19 protein-coding genes and 1 tRNA gene are annotated in these 14,046 nt (G+C 73.1%); 7 read left to right on the top strand and 13 right to left on the bottom strand.

The genetic code is table 11. The annotated features are described in order from the left end of the window. Positions 1–11 precede the first annotated feature (11 nt). Positions 12–446, bottom strand: a complete 435-nt coding sequence (locus E8M80_RS06645; protein WP_137124881.1) for an SUF system Fe-S cluster assembly regulator — start codon at positions 444–446, stop codon at positions 12–14. A gap of 134 nt (positions 447–580) precedes the next feature. Between E8M80_RS06645 and E8M80_RS06640 the strand changes: the two genes are divergently transcribed. Continuing rightward, positions 581–1,468: an alpha/beta fold hydrolase gene (locus E8M80_RS06640; protein ID WP_137124880.1), complete on the top strand. Its 888-nt coding sequence runs from the start codon at positions 581–583 to the stop codon at positions 1,466–1,468. 4 nt (positions 1,469–1,472) lie between these two features. Here E8M80_RS06640 and E8M80_RS06635 read toward each other — a convergent pair whose 3' ends face one another. From E8M80_RS06635 to E8M80_RS06615, 5 genes are all read right to left on the bottom strand, one after another. After that, complete coding sequence (locus tag E8M80_RS06635; protein ID WP_137124879.1) at positions 1,473–2,105, bottom strand: flavin reductase family protein; 633 nt, start codon at positions 2,103–2,105, stop codon at positions 1,473–1,475. Positions 2,106–2,269: 164 nt separating this feature from the next. After that, positions 2,270–2,677, bottom strand: coding sequence for a protein phosphatase (locus E8M80_RS06630; RefSeq protein ID WP_137124878.1), 408 nt, complete (start codon positions 2,675–2,677; stop codon positions 2,270–2,272). After that, positions 2,674–3,534, bottom strand: a complete 861-nt coding sequence (locus E8M80_RS06625; RefSeq protein ID WP_137124877.1) for a c-type cytochrome — start codon at positions 3,532–3,534, stop codon at positions 2,674–2,676. Before E8M80_RS06625 ends, E8M80_RS06630 begins: the two co-directional genes overlap by 4 nt. 114 nt (positions 3,535–3,648) lie before the next feature. Beyond that, positions 3,649–4,530, bottom strand: coding sequence for a phosphatidylcholine/phosphatidylserine synthase (locus tag E8M80_RS06620; protein ID WP_137124876.1), 882 nt, complete (start codon positions 4,528–4,530; stop codon positions 3,649–3,651). Next, the gene (locus tag E8M80_RS06615; protein WP_137124875.1) at positions 4,527–5,204 is read right to left on the bottom strand and encodes a phosphatidylserine decarboxylase; all 678 of its coding nucleotides are present in this window, start codon (positions 5,202–5,204) and stop codon (positions 4,527–4,529) included. The genes E8M80_RS06620 and E8M80_RS06615 overlap by 4 nt, the downstream gene beginning before the upstream one ends. Before the next feature lie 50 nt (positions 5,205–5,254). On the opposite strand from E8M80_RS06615, the gene E8M80_RS06610 reads away from it, so the two are divergent. Beyond that, positions 5,255–5,677 (top strand): hypothetical protein, encoded by a 423-nt coding sequence (locus tag E8M80_RS06610; RefSeq protein ID WP_137124874.1) that lies wholly within the window; start codon positions 5,255–5,257, stop codon positions 5,675–5,677. A 7-nt stretch (positions 5,678–5,684) separates the two neighbouring features. Here E8M80_RS06610 and E8M80_RS06605 read toward each other — a convergent pair whose 3' ends face one another. Continuing rightward, positions 5,685–6,461, bottom strand: a complete 777-nt coding sequence (locus tag E8M80_RS06605; RefSeq protein ID WP_137124873.1) for a hypothetical protein — start codon at positions 6,459–6,461, stop codon at positions 5,685–5,687. A gap of 64 nt (positions 6,462–6,525) precedes the next feature. Here E8M80_RS06605 and E8M80_RS06600 point away from each other — a divergent pair, with 64 nt between their 5' ends. Continuing rightward, positions 6,526–7,203, top strand: coding sequence for a cytochrome b/b6 domain-containing protein (locus E8M80_RS06600; RefSeq protein ID WP_137124872.1), 678 nt, complete (start codon positions 6,526–6,528; stop codon positions 7,201–7,203). 18 nt (positions 7,204–7,221) lie between these two features. On the opposite strand, the gene E8M80_RS06595 is transcribed toward E8M80_RS06600, so the two are convergent. Further along, positions 7,222–7,749: a cytochrome c gene (locus E8M80_RS06595; protein ID WP_137124871.1), complete on the bottom strand. Its 528-nt coding sequence runs from the start codon at positions 7,747–7,749 to the stop codon at positions 7,222–7,224. A gap of 74 nt (positions 7,750–7,823) precedes the next feature. On the opposite strand from E8M80_RS06595, the gene E8M80_RS06590 reads away from it, so the two are divergent. Continuing rightward, positions 7,824–7,900: transfer RNA gene (locus E8M80_RS06590), tRNA-Pro, on the top strand. 104 nt (positions 7,901–8,004) lie between these two features. Here the strand turns inward: E8M80_RS06590 and E8M80_RS06585 are convergent. Both E8M80_RS06585 and E8M80_RS06580 read right to left on the bottom strand, forming a co-directional pair. After that, complete coding sequence (locus E8M80_RS06585) at positions 8,005–8,628, bottom strand: hypothetical protein (RefSeq protein WP_137124870.1); 624 nt, start codon at positions 8,626–8,628, stop codon at positions 8,005–8,007. A gap of 223 nt (positions 8,629–8,851) precedes the next feature. Beyond that, complete coding sequence (locus E8M80_RS06580) at positions 8,852–9,037, bottom strand: DUF2842 domain-containing protein (protein WP_137124869.1); 186 nt, start codon at positions 9,035–9,037, stop codon at positions 8,852–8,854. 174 nt (positions 9,038–9,211) lie between these two features. Here E8M80_RS06580 and E8M80_RS06575 point away from each other — a divergent pair, with 174 nt between their 5' ends. Further along, complete coding sequence (locus E8M80_RS06575) at positions 9,212–9,742, top strand: adenine phosphoribosyltransferase (RefSeq protein WP_137124868.1); 531 nt, start codon at positions 9,212–9,214, stop codon at positions 9,740–9,742. Continuing rightward, positions 9,705–11,696: an ATP-binding protein gene (locus E8M80_RS06570; RefSeq protein WP_137124867.1), complete on the top strand. Its 1,992-nt coding sequence runs from the start codon at positions 9,705–9,707 to the stop codon at positions 11,694–11,696. Before E8M80_RS06575 ends, E8M80_RS06570 begins: the two co-directional genes overlap by 38 nt. Positions 11,697–11,702: 6 nt before the next feature. On the opposite strand, the gene E8M80_RS06565 is transcribed toward E8M80_RS06570, so the two are convergent. Continuing rightward, complete coding sequence (locus E8M80_RS06565; protein WP_170979235.1) at positions 11,703–12,815, bottom strand: AbrB family transcriptional regulator; 1,113 nt, start codon at positions 12,813–12,815, stop codon at positions 11,703–11,705. A 46-nt stretch (positions 12,816–12,861) separates the two neighbouring features. On the opposite strand from E8M80_RS06565, the gene E8M80_RS25810 reads away from it, so the two are divergent. Next, on the top strand, positions 12,862–13,239 hold the full coding sequence (locus tag E8M80_RS25810; RefSeq protein WP_170979234.1) for a hypothetical protein: 378 nt from the start codon (positions 12,862–12,864) through the stop codon (positions 13,237–13,239). A gap of 19 nt (positions 13,240–13,258) precedes the next feature. Here E8M80_RS25810 and E8M80_RS06555 read toward each other — a convergent pair whose 3' ends face one another. Beyond that, complete coding sequence (locus tag E8M80_RS06555) at positions 13,259–13,603, bottom strand: flagellar biosynthesis regulator FlaF (RefSeq protein ID WP_170979233.1); 345 nt, start codon at positions 13,601–13,603, stop codon at positions 13,259–13,261. After that, complete coding sequence (locus tag E8M80_RS06550) at positions 13,600–14,031, bottom strand: flagellar biosynthesis repressor FlbT (RefSeq protein WP_137124863.1); 432 nt, start codon at positions 14,029–14,031, stop codon at positions 13,600–13,602. The genes E8M80_RS06555 and E8M80_RS06550 overlap by 4 nt, the downstream gene beginning before the upstream one ends. Positions 14,032–14,046 lie beyond the last annotated feature (15 nt).

Here is a 14,046-nt window from a genome sequence, read left to right as displayed (position 1 = left end):
TCTTCTCCGTCCTATTCGGCGGCCAGGGCGGCGCGCTGCGGCGCGCCTGCCAGGTCGGCGATGGATATGCCGGACAGCGCCCGGCGGATGGCGTCGTTCACAGGGTCCCAGCGGCCGCGCACGGGGCAGGTCGCCTCCGCGTCGCAGACGCCGATGGAATTGTCCACGCAGGCGGTGAGCGCGATCGGTCCGTCTATCGCGGCGATCACGTCGGTCAATGGCATCGCGGCCAGCGGGCGCGTCAGCCGGTAGCCGCCGAGCGCGCCGCGGCGGCCCTCGACCAGCCCGGCATGCGAGAGAATCTTCAGCACCTTCGAGACCGTGGGCTCGCCGAGGCCGGTCGCGGCGGCAAGGCCGGGCGCGGTCAGCACGCCGCCTTCCTCCGCCTCCTCGAGCCGCGTGAGCACCACCACGGCGTAGTCGGTGAGTTTCGAGAGCCGCAGCACGGCCGTTGCCCTCCTGCAATCAGGACCATTCAGGTACTGTTTTCAGATGCGCTCGCGCCCCGTCCCTGTCAAGGCGCCTGGACGCCGCGCCGCGACGCTTCCATCCTCCGCGCCGGGAACTGCACGAGGACGGCATGCCGAGCATCAGCACCGACGACGGGGTGACCCTGCACTACGAAGAAGCCGGGTCCGGCATCCCGATGGTCTTCGTCCATGAATTCGCGGGCGACCACCGGTCCTGGGAGCCGCAGCTGCGCTTCTTCTCCCGGCGCTACCGCTGCATCGCCTACGCTGCGCGGGGCTACCCGCCATCCGGCGTGCCGTCGGACCCGAAGGCCTATTCGCAGGACCGCGCGACCGACGACATCGCGGCCGTGATCAAGGGGCTGAACCTCGGGCAGACGCATGTCGTGGGCCTCTCCATGGGCGCCTTCGCGACGCTGCACCTGGGGCTGCGGCACCCGGCGCTCGCGCGCAGCCTGACCGCGGCCGGCGTCGGCTACGGCGCCGCCCCCGGCAAGCGGGAACAGTTCCGCGCCGAGGTCGAGGCGACCGCGACCCGCATCCGCGCCGAGGGGATGGAGACGATGGGCGCCGTCTATGCCCGCGGCCCGACCCGCCTGGTGTTCGAGGAGAAGGACCCGCGCGGCTACGCCGAGTTCCGTGCGCAGCTCATGGAGCATTCCGCCGAGGGCTCGGCCAACACCATGATGGGCGTGCAGCGCGAACGCCCGGCGCTCGGCGACCTCGAGGCGCAGTTCCGTCAGTTGACGGTGCCGACGCTGGTGATCGCCGGCGACGAGGACGACCCGACGCTCGAACCCTCGGTCTTCCTCAAGCGCACCATCCCGTCCAGCGCGCTGCTGGTGATGCCGAAATGCGGGCACACCATGAACCTCGAGGACCCGGACGCCTTCAACCGCGCGGTGCTCGACTTCGTCACGCAGGTCGATGCCGGCGCCTGGCGCAACCGCATCCCCGAAAGCATGACCGGCGCGATCATCGCGGCGAAGGGGTCGTAGCGCGCTACCGGTCCCGCTGGCCGGACGCGAAGGCACCGGCATCGGAGGGCCGCAGCGCCTCGAACATGCCCTCGACGGCGCTGTAGTCCCGGTACCCGCAGCGTGCGACGGGCTGCACCGCCAGCGTGTCGAAGCGGCCATCGCGCAGGTAGGCGTCGTCGATATGCACGCCCACGACCTGGCCGATGACGATCCAGCCTTCCAGCGGCGTCCCCTCGATGTCGTTGAGGCGCATCGAATGCACCACGCGGCATTCGAGCGAAGCCGGGGAGGCCGCGACGCGCGGTGCCCTGACCACGCGGCAGGGCGCTTCGGCGAGCCCGGCCGCGGCGAATTCGCTCTCCCCCTCCGGCAACAGGCCCGAGGAGACGTTCATGGCGTCGAACAGCGCGCGCGGGACGAGGTTGAACACGAATTCGCCGGTCGCGATCGCATTGGCGGCGCTGTGCTTCATCGTCTCGCTGGTGAACATCAGCATGGGCGGGCGCGACAGCGCCGCGTTGAAAAAGGAATAGGGTGCGAGGTTCGCCCGCCCCCGCGCATCCAGCGTCGATATCCAGCCGATCGGCCGTGGCGCGACGATGGCCTTGAAGGGGTCGTGCGGCAGGCCGTGGCCGAGCCGGGGTTCGTAGAACATGCAGGGCCTTCCGAACGACGTGGTCGCGCGGAGCCTAGAGCAGCGCCCATTCCGACGGAACCATGCGCGGCTCCATCGGAGCGAGGGTGAACTGCTCCTGGCGCTTGCGCGTTCCAACGCACGACATCCGGCCGGATATTGCTCCGGGCACGCGGCGACGGAGGTCAAGGCGCGAAGCGCGCGACCATCGCCTCCTGCGCCGGCGTCTCGACAGCGCGCGGGTCGTAGGCGGCGCGCAGCCAGCGCACCGGGTCCTGGACCCCCGTCATGGCGGCAAGGCAGGCCAGCGCCATGCCGGTCCGCCCGAGCCCGGCGCGGCAGCCGACATGGTAGGCATCCGCCGGCCGCGCCCGCATCGCCTCGAGCAGCGCCGCGAGCGCGGCGCGCAGCGCAGTCTCCTCCGGCACACCGAAATCGGGGATGTCGAGGCGCCATTCGGCCTCCGCCGCGCGCGCCGCGCGCGGTTCGAGGCAGAGGCCGCGCGCGCCCGCAGGCAGTGCGTCGAAGGGCCCGCCCGTGACAGTCACCGGCCGGCCCGCCACCAGCAGCGTGACGGCACCGAGCGGCGTCACGGCAGCGCCGGGATCGAGCGCAGCCAGGCCACGAGGTCGGCCAGGTCGCGCGGCGTCATGCGCGCGTAGTAGCCGTAGCCCATGGGCGGGAACATCCGCCGCCCGTCGGCCGAGACGCCTTCGGTCACCGCCCGCAGGATCTGCGCATCGGTCCAGCCGCCGATGCCGGCCTCGCGATGCGGCGTGATGTTGCGCGCGACCGAGACGCCCCAGGGCCCCGGGAATTGCTGCCCGCCCGCGCCGAGGCGCGGCCAGTCGCGCTGCCCGCCCTCGCGCATCGGCGTGTGGCATTCCGTGCAGTGGCCGAGCGGTCCGGCGAGGTAGGCGCCGCGCGCGACGGGGTCGTCGGCCGGGCGCGCGACATTGGCGACCGGCGGGCCGTAGCTCGGCGGCAGCGGCATGCGGTAGACACTCGGCTCGACGGCATTGCGCACCGCCGGCACGGTGCGGAGATAGGCGACCATCGCGGCAAGGTCGGCATCCGAGATGCCGCGGTAGAGTTCGATCGGCATGGGCGGGCCGATGATGCGGCCATCGGGGCGGATGCCTTCCCGGATGGCGCGCGCCACCTCGGCGTCCGTCCAGCGGCCGATGCCGGTCTCCGGGTCGGGCGTGATGTTGGACGCGACGGCGCGGAAGGGCGGCTCGTCGAAGACGGCGCCGCCGGCCATGTTCATGCCGGGCAGGTCGCCCTGGGGACCCTTCGGCGTATGGCAGTTGCCGCAGCCGGCAATGCCTTCAACCAGGTAACGCCCGCGCGCGACCGGGTCGGGCTGGGCCTGGGCCTGGGCCTGGGCCGGCAGGGCGAGCTGAAGCACGAGGGCGGCGATTGTCGCCGCGGGGGTCTTGCGGAACACGGCGTGCGTCCTCCGGATCGGCGTCCCGGCGGGGCATGGGGCCCGCCGGCGGCCGAACCATGCGCCAGGCCCGCATGGCGGCCAAGACCCATCCTCGCAGGCGCGTGATGTCGGTCACCGCCCCCCGGGGCCAGGGCCTTCCGCGACGACGACCGGCTCGAGCAGGCTCTCCGCCTCGCGCTTCAGCCGCAGGTAGGACCGCAGCGAGAAGGGCAGCATCCCGAGATAGACGATGCCAGCCATGGCGAGCGCCGCCCAGGGCTCCGCCAGCAGGAGCGCGACAAAGAGGCCGGTGCCCACCAGCAGCGGCAGCACGTAGTCGCGCGGCACCTTGAAGTTCTTGAAGGACCAGGTCGGCAGCGTGCTGACCATCAGCCCCGCCACGAGCACGAGCACGGTCCCGACCAGCGCCGGATGCCGTGCCGCGGCGGCCAATCCCGTCCACCCCGCCTCGTCGAACCAGAGGCCGAGGAACAGCGGAAACAGCGCGCAGCCCGCACCCGCCGGCGCCGGCACGCCCGTGAAGAAGTTGTAGGTATAGGCCGGCTTCACCACCGCCTTGGAATCGAGCGCCGCATTGAAGCGCGCGAGCCTGAGCGCCGCGCAGACCGCGAGCAGAAGGCAGGGCGCGAAGCCGAGCGCCCGATAGTCGTGCATGGTCCAGAGATAGAGGATGAAGGCGGGCGCCACGCCGAAGCAGAGGAAATCGGACAGGCTGTCGAATTCCGCCCCGAAGCGCGACGTCGCCCGCAGCATCCGCGCGAGCCGGCCGTCCAGCCCGTCGATCACGCCGGCGACCACGATCAGCACGGCCGCCATCTGGAAGCGCCCCTCGAGGGCGAAGCGGATCGCGACCAGCCCGCAGCAGAGGCCGAGCATCGTCATGATGTTCGGGATCAGGCGGTTGAAGGACTGGCCCTCGAAGCGCGGGCGCGTGCGCGGGCGGAAGCGGCGCCTGAGGCGGCGGACGCGGCTTTCCGCCTCGTTGCCCGTCATGGCGTGCCGAGGTCGGCGAGAACGGTCTCGCCGCCGATCATCGTCTGGCCGACGCTGACCACGGGCTGCACGCCCTCGGGCAGGTAGACGTCGGTGCGGCTGCCGAAGCGGATGATGCCGAAGCGCTCGCCCGCCTGCACGACGTCGCCCACCTTCGCGTCCGAGAGAATCCGCCGCGCGACAAGCCCCGCGATCTGCACCACCGCGAGGTCGCGCCCGTCGGGCAGCGCCAGCGCGATGGCGTTGCGCTCGTTCTCCTCGCTCGCCTTGTCGAGGTTGGCGGACAGGAACTTGCCGTGCCGGTAGGCGACGCGCGAGACGGTGCCGTCCACCGGCATCCGGTTCACGTGCACGTCCAGCACCGACAGGAAGATCGCGACGCGCCAGCGCGGCGCGGGGCCGAGGCCGAGTTCCTCGGGCGGGACCGCCGGCGCGACGCTGACCACCTTGCCGTCGGCCGGCGCGATCACGAGGCCCGGCCGCCCCGGCGCCACCCGTTCCGGGTCGCGGAAGAAATAGAGGCAGAAGAGCGTGAACAGCAGGCCCAGCCAGAACAGCCAGTCGCCGAGCAGCACGAGGCCGAGCAGCATCGCCGCGCCGCCCCCGATGAGGAAGGGACGCCCGGCCGGATGCGGCGGGGCGAGCACGAGACGCAGGCTGTGTCCGAGGGCCATGATGGGCGCGGTTATGGTGCGTTCACCCTTCGCGGGCAAGGTTGCCGCCCATGGAGACGCTCCGCCTCGGCCCCTTCGACGTCACCCCGGACGGCGCGCTGGCGCCGCGCCGCGCACAGGACCCGCCCGCGCTCCGCTTCGCGTGGCGCGGCCGCGCCTGCCTGGCCGAGCTGGGGCCGGGGGGCGTGCGGATCGCCGCGGATGCGGGGCGCATCCCCTCCTCAGCCGATCCGGGGGCCGACCGGCGCCGCGCCTTCGCCGCCGCCGCGGGCCTGCCGGGGCGGCTGCCCGCGGGCTGGCGCGCGAGGCTGACGCCAGACCATCGCATCCGCCTGGAGGCCTCGGCACCGATGGCGGCGCCACCGGGCGCGACCGCGCTGGTGGCGGCGCTGGTGCGCTTCGTGCTGGCGCTCGACCCCTATCTCGACAGCCTCGAGGCCGAAGGCGCCAGGCCCCCCGCCGCCGTCGCCTGAGCCGGGGTCACGCCAGGACCCAGGCCAGCGCCAACGCCGGCGCCGCGGCGAGCGGCGGCCCGGCCCAGCGCCCGATCCGCCGCGGCAGGCGCGCGGCAAGCACGGGGCCCGCGAACAGGGCCAGCGCCGGCGCCGCCGCGGCGGCAACATCGGCCGGCGCGCCGCGCGCCAGCACCGGCACCGCCGCCAGCGCCGCCAGCGCCAGCGCGAACGGCATCCGGGACGCCGGCCCCGCCGCCCCGCGCGCCAGCGCCGCGGCCCCGATGGCCGCCAACCCCGCGAACGCCAGCGCAAGATAGGGCCCGCGCGCCGCCGCGAGGCCGAGCCCGAGCGCCAGCGCCGCCCAGGCCGAGGCCATCGGCCAGGCGCCGGCGCCGCGCCACCAGGCGACCACCATCCCCGCCAGCACCGCCGCCATGGCCGCCGCGCCACGCAACAGGTCCTGCGGATGCATGGGCGCGCCCGCAAGCCACCAGGCGCCGCCGATCAGGCCCGCCGCCACGCCGAACGCTGCGACGGGGCGCGGGCGTGCCGAGGCCACCGCGCCGGCCAGAAGGCCGATCGCGACCAGCGCCGGCAGGCGTTCGAGCAATTGCCGCGGCGACGCCAGCGTGACGCCGAGCACCGCGACGAAGCCCGCGAGCAGCCCGACGCCCGCCGCCGCGGCCAGCACGCGCGGCCGGCCCGCCAGCCGCGCGGCCAGCGCCCAGGCGAGCGCCGCCGCGGCGGCGACCAGCGCCCCCCTGGCGAAAGGCGGAACGGCGTCCCATCCCGGAAGTGTCATGCGGCCCCCGCTTCGCGCGGCGCGCCGCCCCATGGCAGGCTGCGGCGAACCGAGGAGTGCACAGATGGCGGAAAAGACGGTGCCGGTGAAGGTCTGGGACGGCTGGGTGCGGCTGTTCCACTGGGGGGCGGCGGGCTGCGTCCTGGTGTCCTTCCTCAGCGCGAAATCGGGCGCCTGGAACCTCCACTACATGTCGGGCTACACGCTGCTGACGCTCGTGGCCTTCCGGATCGCGTGGGGCCTGGTCGGCTCGCGCAACGCCCGCTTCGCGACCTTCCTGCGCGGCCCGGGCACCGCGGTCCGTCAGATCATGAAGTTCCGCCGGGTCGAGCCCGACACCGAGACGACGCACAACGCCGCCGGCGCCTGGATGGTCGTGCTGCTGCTCGGCCTGCTGCTGGCGCAGGCGACGAGCGGCCTGTTTGCGAACCACGATGTCGGCTTCACCTATTCGCAGCACGGGCCGTTGGCGAACGCCGTGAGCGAGGCGACCTCGGAACGCATGACGACGCTGCATGTCACGCTGATCGACTGGCTGCTCATCGCCGTGCTGGTGCACGTGCTGGCGGTGGTGTCCTACCGCCTGGTCAAGGGGCAGGACCTGGTGGTGCCGATGGTGACCGGGACGAAGGCCCTGCCCGCCAGCGTGGCGCAGGCGCCGCGCCATGCCCCGGCGCTGCTCGGCGTGGTGCTGCTTGCCGCCGCGGTCGCCGGGGTCTGGTACGTCACGCGCCTCGGCTGAGGCGCGTGACAGGAAGGCTCAGCGCGCCGCGGCCCGGTAGCCGCGATGGCAGGCGGCGCAGCCGGCCCCGACCTGGTTGAACGCGGCGGCGGTCGCCGCGACATCGCCCGAGGCGGCGGCGCTGCGCAGGACGGCAAGCGCCCCGACGATGTTCGTGCGGGCGGCTTCGAAGCCGGCGGGGTCCGACCAGATGGCGGGCAGGGCGCGCGTCTGGCCGGTGCCGCTCCCAACAGGATAGAGCGCCTGCAGGTCGCGATAGAATCCGGTGATGGTGTCGACGCGTTCGACAATCGGCCGCGTGTCGCCGCGCGCATCAATCACGGCCTTGATCGCTTCCATCTGCCGCCCTTCGGCGCGCATACCTTCACGGCGCGCCGTGATCACGTCCTGCGCGATCGCGGTACTGGCCACGCCGAGCGCGGCACATGCGGCTCCAGCCAGAATCCAAGCCTTCATGAATGGTCCCTTGCCCGTGGCCGCCTGCGCGATTGCCGCGGCCGTTGCGCGCGCAGCCTGTACCACACGCGCCGCGATGACCCGTGACAAAGTCGCGAGCAGGCGGTCTTGCAGGCCAGGGGGCGGGCCGCTATACGGCGCCGTTCCCAGCGGCGGCCCGGTGCCGGAGTGTAGCTCAGCCTGGTAGAGCACTGTGTTCGGGACGCAGGGGCCGGAGGTTCGAATCCTCTCACTCCGACCATGGTCCGCCGCGATCGGCGAAAGGTCCCCTGGTGCGCCAGGGGGCCTTTTTCGTTCTTGTCCGGCCGCGCCGGCGTTCCCGGCCTTCGCGGGCCCGCCGCCCCGTCAGCGGCCACCCAGCGAGAAGCGCCAGAGGATGCCGCCGGTCAGCCGCCAGGATTCGATGCGGTTGGCGCCCGACGGGACCGAATAGGTCGCGTCCACGCGCAGCGCGATGTCGTGCGTGACATGGATCTCGCCACCCACGCCGAAGGCGGGCACGAGCGTCCAGTCGGCGCCGTCCTGGCCGCCCGTGGACTGGAAGCTCTGGCGCGGCACCGTCAGGCCGGCGCGGAAATAGACCATCCCGTCACGCGCCGGCGCATAGCCGATGCGTCCGTAGACGCCGAACTCGTTGCGCAGCCGCGCCCGGTACTCGACGCCGAGCGCGTTCAGTCGGCTCGTGACGTTGTAGGGCACGATCGCCTCACCCTCGATGCCGAGGTAGGCGCGCTCGGTCACGAGGCGCCCCCAGCCGGCCCGTGCGCCGAAGATGAAGCCGTCGCCGCCCTGGTCGACGAAGACGGCGCCGGGGCTGGTGGCGGTCGCGGGGATGGTGACGGTCGAATCGAGGATGGCCTCGCCGCCGAAGATGCCGATGTGGAAGCCACCGAGCCGGTCCTCCTGCGCCGCCGCAGGCCCTGCGAGACCGATGACGGTCGCGAGGATGGCCAGCCTGCCGTAAACCATTCGTTCAGGGTTCCGTGGCACAATCGTCTCTCCAATTGATACGATGTGTTAATTGGAGAGAATTTTCTTAATTTTCAGTTAACGCGCGGCAGCACGAACGCGTGACCTCGGGCATGCGGCCATGCGGCAGGCCCCGGTGCCGGACATGCCGCCCCAACGGCCCCGCATGCCGATGCGCCGCGCCCCGGGACCTTTGTCCCCGTCCGGCGCGGCGGCGCCCGCCCTATCGCGTCGCCCAGACCATCAGCCGCTTCGCCGGCCAGACCCACGCGATGCCGGCGACGGCGAAGAACACCAGCTCGAGGGTCCAGTGCAGCGACCGCACATGGTCGGCCACCAGCAGCACGACCACGACGTAGAGGACGAAGCCGGCAATGCCGGCGAGGGCAGCAAGAGCGGAGCGGGACATGACGCTTCATCTGCGGCGTCCCGCACGCCGCGCCAAGCCCCGTCAGCAGCGATGGACATCCCGGATGTCAGTCTTCTATCCTGCCACCAGGAAGGCTAGCGAACTGCCGGCCCGCCCGCGCCTCGTCCGGCATGGGCGACCACCCTCCTGAAAAAAGACCGGCAGCGACCAGACGTGACGACCGACACCAGCGACCTCAAGGCCCATATCCGCGGGATTCCGGATTTCCCGAAGCCCGGCATCCTGTTCTACGACATCTCGACCCTGCTCCGGCACGGGCCGGCCTGGCGGACCGCGATGGCCCGGCTGGCCGACGCGATCCGGCCGCACAAGCCCGATCTCCTGGCCGGCATCGAGAGCCGCGGCTTCCTCGTCGCGGCGCCTCTCGCGCTCGAACTTGGCCTTGGCTTCATCATGCTGCGCAAGCCGAGGAAACTCCCGGGCCTGACCATCGGCCTGAACTACGCGCTGGAATACGGCACCGACCGCATCGAGATGCAGGCGGATGCGGTGCAGAAGGGCCAGAGGGTCGTGCTCCTCGATGACCTGCTCGCGACGGGCGGGACCATGGCGGCGGGCATTTCCCTGCTGCGCCAGTCGGGGGCCGAGGTGCCGTGCGCGGCCGCGCTGATCGAGCTGACCTTCCTCGGCGGAAGGAAACGTCTCGATGTCCCGTTCGAAGCTCTCGTCGCCTACGACGAATAGCGTCGAGGCGCAGTCCCCGGCGCCGTTCCGCGATGCGCTGGCGGCGGCGGTCGCAGCGGCGCCGACCGGTATCGTGGTGTCGGACCCGAACCGGCCCGATTGCCCGATCGTCTATGCCAACCCGGCCTTCTTCCGCATCACCGGCTACGGGCCGGCCGAGGTGATCGGGCGCAACTGCCGCTTCCTCCAGGGACCGGGCACGGACGTGGCGCATGTGCACGCGATCCGCCGCGCGATCGCCGAGCGCCGCCCGCTCGACATCGAGATCGTGAACTACCGCCGTGACGGCGGCCGCTTCGTCAACGAGCTGCACATCTCCCCGGTCTTCGCCGCGGACGGGCAGCTGCAGTACTTCCTCGGCATCCAGCACGACGTGACGGCGCGCGTGCGCCTCGCGCAGGCGACGCAGCGCGCGCGCCGCCAGGCCGAGCGCGCGAGCGCCGAGAAAAGCGACTTCCTCGCCTTCATGAGCCACGAGATCAGGACGCCGATGAACGGCGTCATGGGCACCGTCTCGCTGCTGCTCGACACCGGCCTCGACGCCGAGCAGCGCGCCTATGCCGAGACCGCGCGCCGCTGCGGGGAGACGCTGCTCTTGACCATCAACGAGATGCTCGACCTCAGCCGGATCGAGGCCGGGCGCCTCGAGCTGGAGGCGATCCCCTTCGACCTCGCCCGGCCGGTGACCGAGGTGCTCGACCTGCTCGGCCCCGCGGCCGCCGAGAAGGGCATCCGCCTGTCGGCCAGCATCGAGCCGCTGCTGCCCGCCCGGGTGGTGGGGGACCCGCAGCGGCTGCGCCAGGTGCTGCTGAACCTGGCCGACAACGCGGTGAAGTTCACCTCCTCAGGCGGCGTCGGCATCCGGGTCGAGCGGTCGGAGGAAGACGGGCGCATCCGCTTCGCCGTCGCCGATACCGGCATCGGCATCCCGCCCGAGGTGCAGCGCGGGCTGTTCCGCCGCTTCGCGCAGGGCGGCACGGACACGTCGCGACGCTTCGGCGGATCGGGCCTCGGGCTCATGATCTGCAAGCAGCTGGTCGCGCTGATGGGTGGGCGCATCGGCCTCGCTTCCACGCCGGGCAAGGGCTCGGTCTTCGCGTTCGACATCGCGCTCGCGCCCGTGTCGGATTCGGGCCGTCCGCCGGGGACGCTGCTGCCGGCGCCGGCCGCGGCGGTGCCGCGCGCGACGTCCGGCGCGCGCGGGCGGATCCTGCTGGCCGAGGATGGCGAGGCGAACCAGCTCGTCGCCGCCGCCATCCTGCGCAAGGCGGGCTACGCCGTGGACCTGGCGCGCGACGGGGAGGAGGCGCTCGGCGCCGCGCGCACCGCCGCCTACGACCTGATCCTGATGGATGTGCGGATGCCGCGCATGGACGGCTTCGCCGCCACCGCCGCGATCCGCGGCCTCGCGGGCGCGGCCGGGCGCGTGCCCATCATCGCCATGACGGCGGCGGCGCTGGCGGGCGACCGGGAGAAATGCCTGGCGGCCGGGATGGATGGGCACCTGCCCAAGCCGATGGACCGCACCATGCTGCTCGGCGCGGTGGCCGAGGTGCTGGACGCGCGCCCGCGCCGCCCGCGCGCCGTGGCCCCGGCGGTGGAGCCGCACGCGGCGCCGGCGCTACTCGACCACACGACGCTTGACGAATTGCGGAGCGCGGTTGGCCCCGGGCGCCTGCCGCGACTGATCGGCGTCTTTGCCGAGGAGACGCGCGCGCGCCTCGCGCGGCTGGCGGCAACGCACGACCTGGCCGCGATCGAGGAGGAGGCGCATGGCCTGAAGTCGGCCGCGGGCACCTTCGGCGCCGCGGCGCTGCGCGAGGCCGCCGCCGCGCTCGAGGCCGCCTGCGTGGCGGGCGAGGCGCGCACCGCCCTTGCGCTGCGCGACAGCCTGCCGGTGCTGGTGGAACGAAGCCTCGCCGCCTATCCGGTCAGGCTCTCGGGCGGCCTGTAGTGCGCCTCAGCGGAACAGGCCGATGCGAAGGCCGAGCCGCCAGATCGGCCCGACCAGCAGGTTGCACAGCACGGTGCGGACCAGGTGGAAGCCCAGCACCAGCGGCACCGCGAGGTCGAGCGCCTTGGCCGTCACCGCCATCTCCGGCATGCCGCCCGGCGCCATGCCGAGCGAAACGGCGACGGGCGGGAGGCCCGAGACGAGGCCGAGCACCACGCCGAGGACCGCGAGCAACGCCGAGATGGCGAGCGCCGAGACGAGGGCGGCCAGCGCCTGCCTCCGCGGCCCGCCGCCCAGCGCCTGCGGCGTGAGCCGCATCCCGAGGCTCGCCCCCATCGCGACCTGCGCCGCATCGACCAGCCAACGCGGCACGGAGGAGGGCAGCGCACCGAAGCCCGACAGCGCCATCGCCAGCAGGCAAGGCGCCAGCATCGCCGCATTGGCGAGCCCGACCTTGCCGCCCAGGAAGGCCACCACCGCCCCGCCGGCCAGCATCAGCGCGAGCCCGCCCCAGGCGAGCGGCGGCAGGTCCGCCGTGAACGCCGCGTCGCGCGCGCCCGTCGCGAACACCGCGATGACCGGCGGGAATATCAGCACGACGGCCGCCATGCGCAGCGTCTGCGCGAGCGTCACCGCCGGCACGCCCGCGCCCGCGCGCTGCGCCAGCACGGCCATGGTCATGATGCCGCCGGGAATGGCGGCGTAGTAGGCCGTCCGCAGGTCCACCCGCGCGATGCGCCGATAGAGCGGCAGCACCGCGATGCCGGCCAGGATGGCGCCGAGCCCGCCCACCAGGATGACCGGCAGCGCGCCCGCGACCGCGGCCACGACGGGTGCGGTGAAGGTCTGCCCGAGGCCGAGGCCGAGCACCACGAGGCCCGCCGGCCGCACCCAGTCCGGCACAGCCGCCACGCCGCGCCAGCCGAGATAGGCCGAGGCCAGCATCGCGCCGACCATCCAGCCGAGCGGGAAGCCCGCGGCGCTCAGCAGCGCGCCCGCCATCACCGCGAGCAGCGCGGTGCGGAGATAGGCGTCGGGTGGTGGGGGAGAGGTCCGGGGCACGATGGTCGCGGCAGAATCGCCCGCCGGGGCCGGCAGGTCAAAGCGGGCACGCTTCAACCCTTCCTTCACGTCCGTCTCGGATGATGCGGATGGAGCCAAAGCCATGACCGCCGACCTTGCCCTTTCCATCCGCGGCCTCGCCGAACCCACGCGCACCGTGCCGCGCGCCACGCCGCCGGTGCGCGACGAGGGCGAGGCCATCCCCCCGCCGGCACCCATGACGCCCAATCCGCGCCTGCGGCTGGACGGCACGCTCGGGATGGTCGTGATCGAGTTCCGCGATTCGGTCGGCGATGTCGCGAACACCATCCCTTCGCCGCGGCAGATCGCCGCCTACCGGGCGGCGGTCGTGGCCGATGCGCCGGCGCCGGCCGGGCTGCGGCTCGACGGCTCATCAGCGGTGGAACGGCAGGCGCCGCCGGAACTGCCCGAGCCGCAACGCCCTCTGCCAGGGCGAGAGGCGGGCAGCAACCAGGCCTGACCGCGCCGCGGCGCGACCCTCAGGCGCGCCCAGCAAGCCCGGCGGCGACCTGGTCGTTCACCTCGATGAGGAAGGCGAGGTCAGGATCCATCCCGTCCATTTCCCGCTGTACCGCGCGGCCGAGCGAGACCAGCCCCGCGCGCACCGGCGGCGGCAGGCGGTTCGACGGATCGGTGAGCGCGGTCTCGACCGCGAGCCAGAGGCGGCGGTTGTCGGCGACGGCGCGCATCCGCGCGGGCCCTTCCTGCGCCACGGCCGCGCGCAGCCCGCCGGTCACGCGGCGGAACACGTCGGCTTCCTGTTCGCGGGGGTCGAGCGCGGCGCGCGTCGCGCCATAGGCACGGGCGATGTCGGCAAGCGTCACGGCTGGTCGTCCTCCACGGTCGCCGCACCGGGCGGCAGCACGCCCATCACCACGTCCTCGTGGCGCATGACGCGGCGCACGAGCTTGAGCGCGGTGTAGCACTCGTCGGCCTCCGCCGCGGACAGCGCGCGGTCCAGCAGGTCGCGCGCGAGGACGGAGGTGGTCGCGGCCTGGAAGTCGGCGATCAGCGCGCGCGCGGCCGTCAGCCCCCCCTCGCGTTCGTCCTCGTCGCCGATATACGCGGTCTGCAGCGCGAAATAGATGCGGCGGGCCGGCGTGCTGGCGCCCTCGGGCGTCATCAGCTGCTTGCCGAAGAGGAAGCGCGCCTTGGCGGTCAGCTCGATCCGCGCGCGGTTGCGGAACCTGATCGGCGCGCCGTTGACAACCATGAGGTCGCCCTGGCGGAGTTCGAGCACAAGCGTGGACATCCTGTCCTCCCGGCG

Source organism: Roseomonas sp. HF4 (assembly GCF_005222755.1).
GTDB lineage: Bacteria > Pseudomonadota > Alphaproteobacteria > Acetobacterales > Acetobacteraceae > Neoroseomonas.
Note: the sequence above shows the minus strand (reverse complement) of the source record. Positions and strands in the feature narration are given on the sequence as shown.

Excerpts from the sequence above, each read along its gene's own strand:
- E8M80_RS06640 (WP_137124880.1), top strand. The coding sequence starts at position 581 with ATGCCGAGCATCAGCACCGACGACGGGGTGACCCTGCACTACGAAGAA.
- E8M80_RS06635 (WP_137124879.1), bottom strand. The coding sequence starts at position 2,105 with ATGTTCTACGAACCCCGGCTCGGCCACGGCCTGCCGCACGACCCCTTC.
- E8M80_RS06620 (WP_137124876.1), bottom strand. The coding sequence starts at position 4,530 with ATGACGGGCAACGAGGCGGAAAGCCGCGTCCGCCGCCTCAGGCGCCGC.
- E8M80_RS06615 (WP_137124875.1), bottom strand. The coding sequence starts at position 5,204 with ATGGCCCTCGGACACAGCCTGCGTCTCGTGCTCGCCCCGCCGCATCCG.
- E8M80_RS06610 (WP_137124874.1), top strand. The coding sequence starts at position 5,255 with ATGGAGACGCTCCGCCTCGGCCCCTTCGACGTCACCCCGGACGGCGCG.
- E8M80_RS06605 (WP_137124873.1), bottom strand. The coding sequence starts at position 6,461 with ATGACACTTCCGGGATGGGACGCCGTTCCGCCTTTCGCCAGGGGGGCG.
- E8M80_RS06600 (WP_137124872.1), top strand. The coding sequence starts at position 6,526 with ATGGCGGAAAAGACGGTGCCGGTGAAGGTCTGGGACGGCTGGGTGCGG.
- E8M80_RS06585 (WP_137124870.1), bottom strand. The coding sequence starts at position 8,628 with ATGGTTTACGGCAGGCTGGCCATCCTCGCGACCGTCATCGGTCTCGCA.
- E8M80_RS06580 (WP_137124869.1), bottom strand. The coding sequence starts at position 9,037 with ATGTCCCGCTCCGCTCTTGCTGCCCTCGCCGGCATTGCCGGCTTCGTC.
- E8M80_RS06570 (WP_137124867.1), top strand. The coding sequence starts at position 9,705 with ATGTCCCGTTCGAAGCTCTCGTCGCCTACGACGAATAGCGTCGAGGCG.
- E8M80_RS25810 (WP_170979234.1), top strand. The coding sequence starts at position 12,862 with ATGACCGCCGACCTTGCCCTTTCCATCCGCGGCCTCGCCGAACCCACG.
- E8M80_RS06550 (WP_137124863.1), bottom strand. The coding sequence starts at position 14,031 with ATGTCCACGCTTGTGCTCGAACTCCGCCAGGGCGACCTCATGGTTGTC.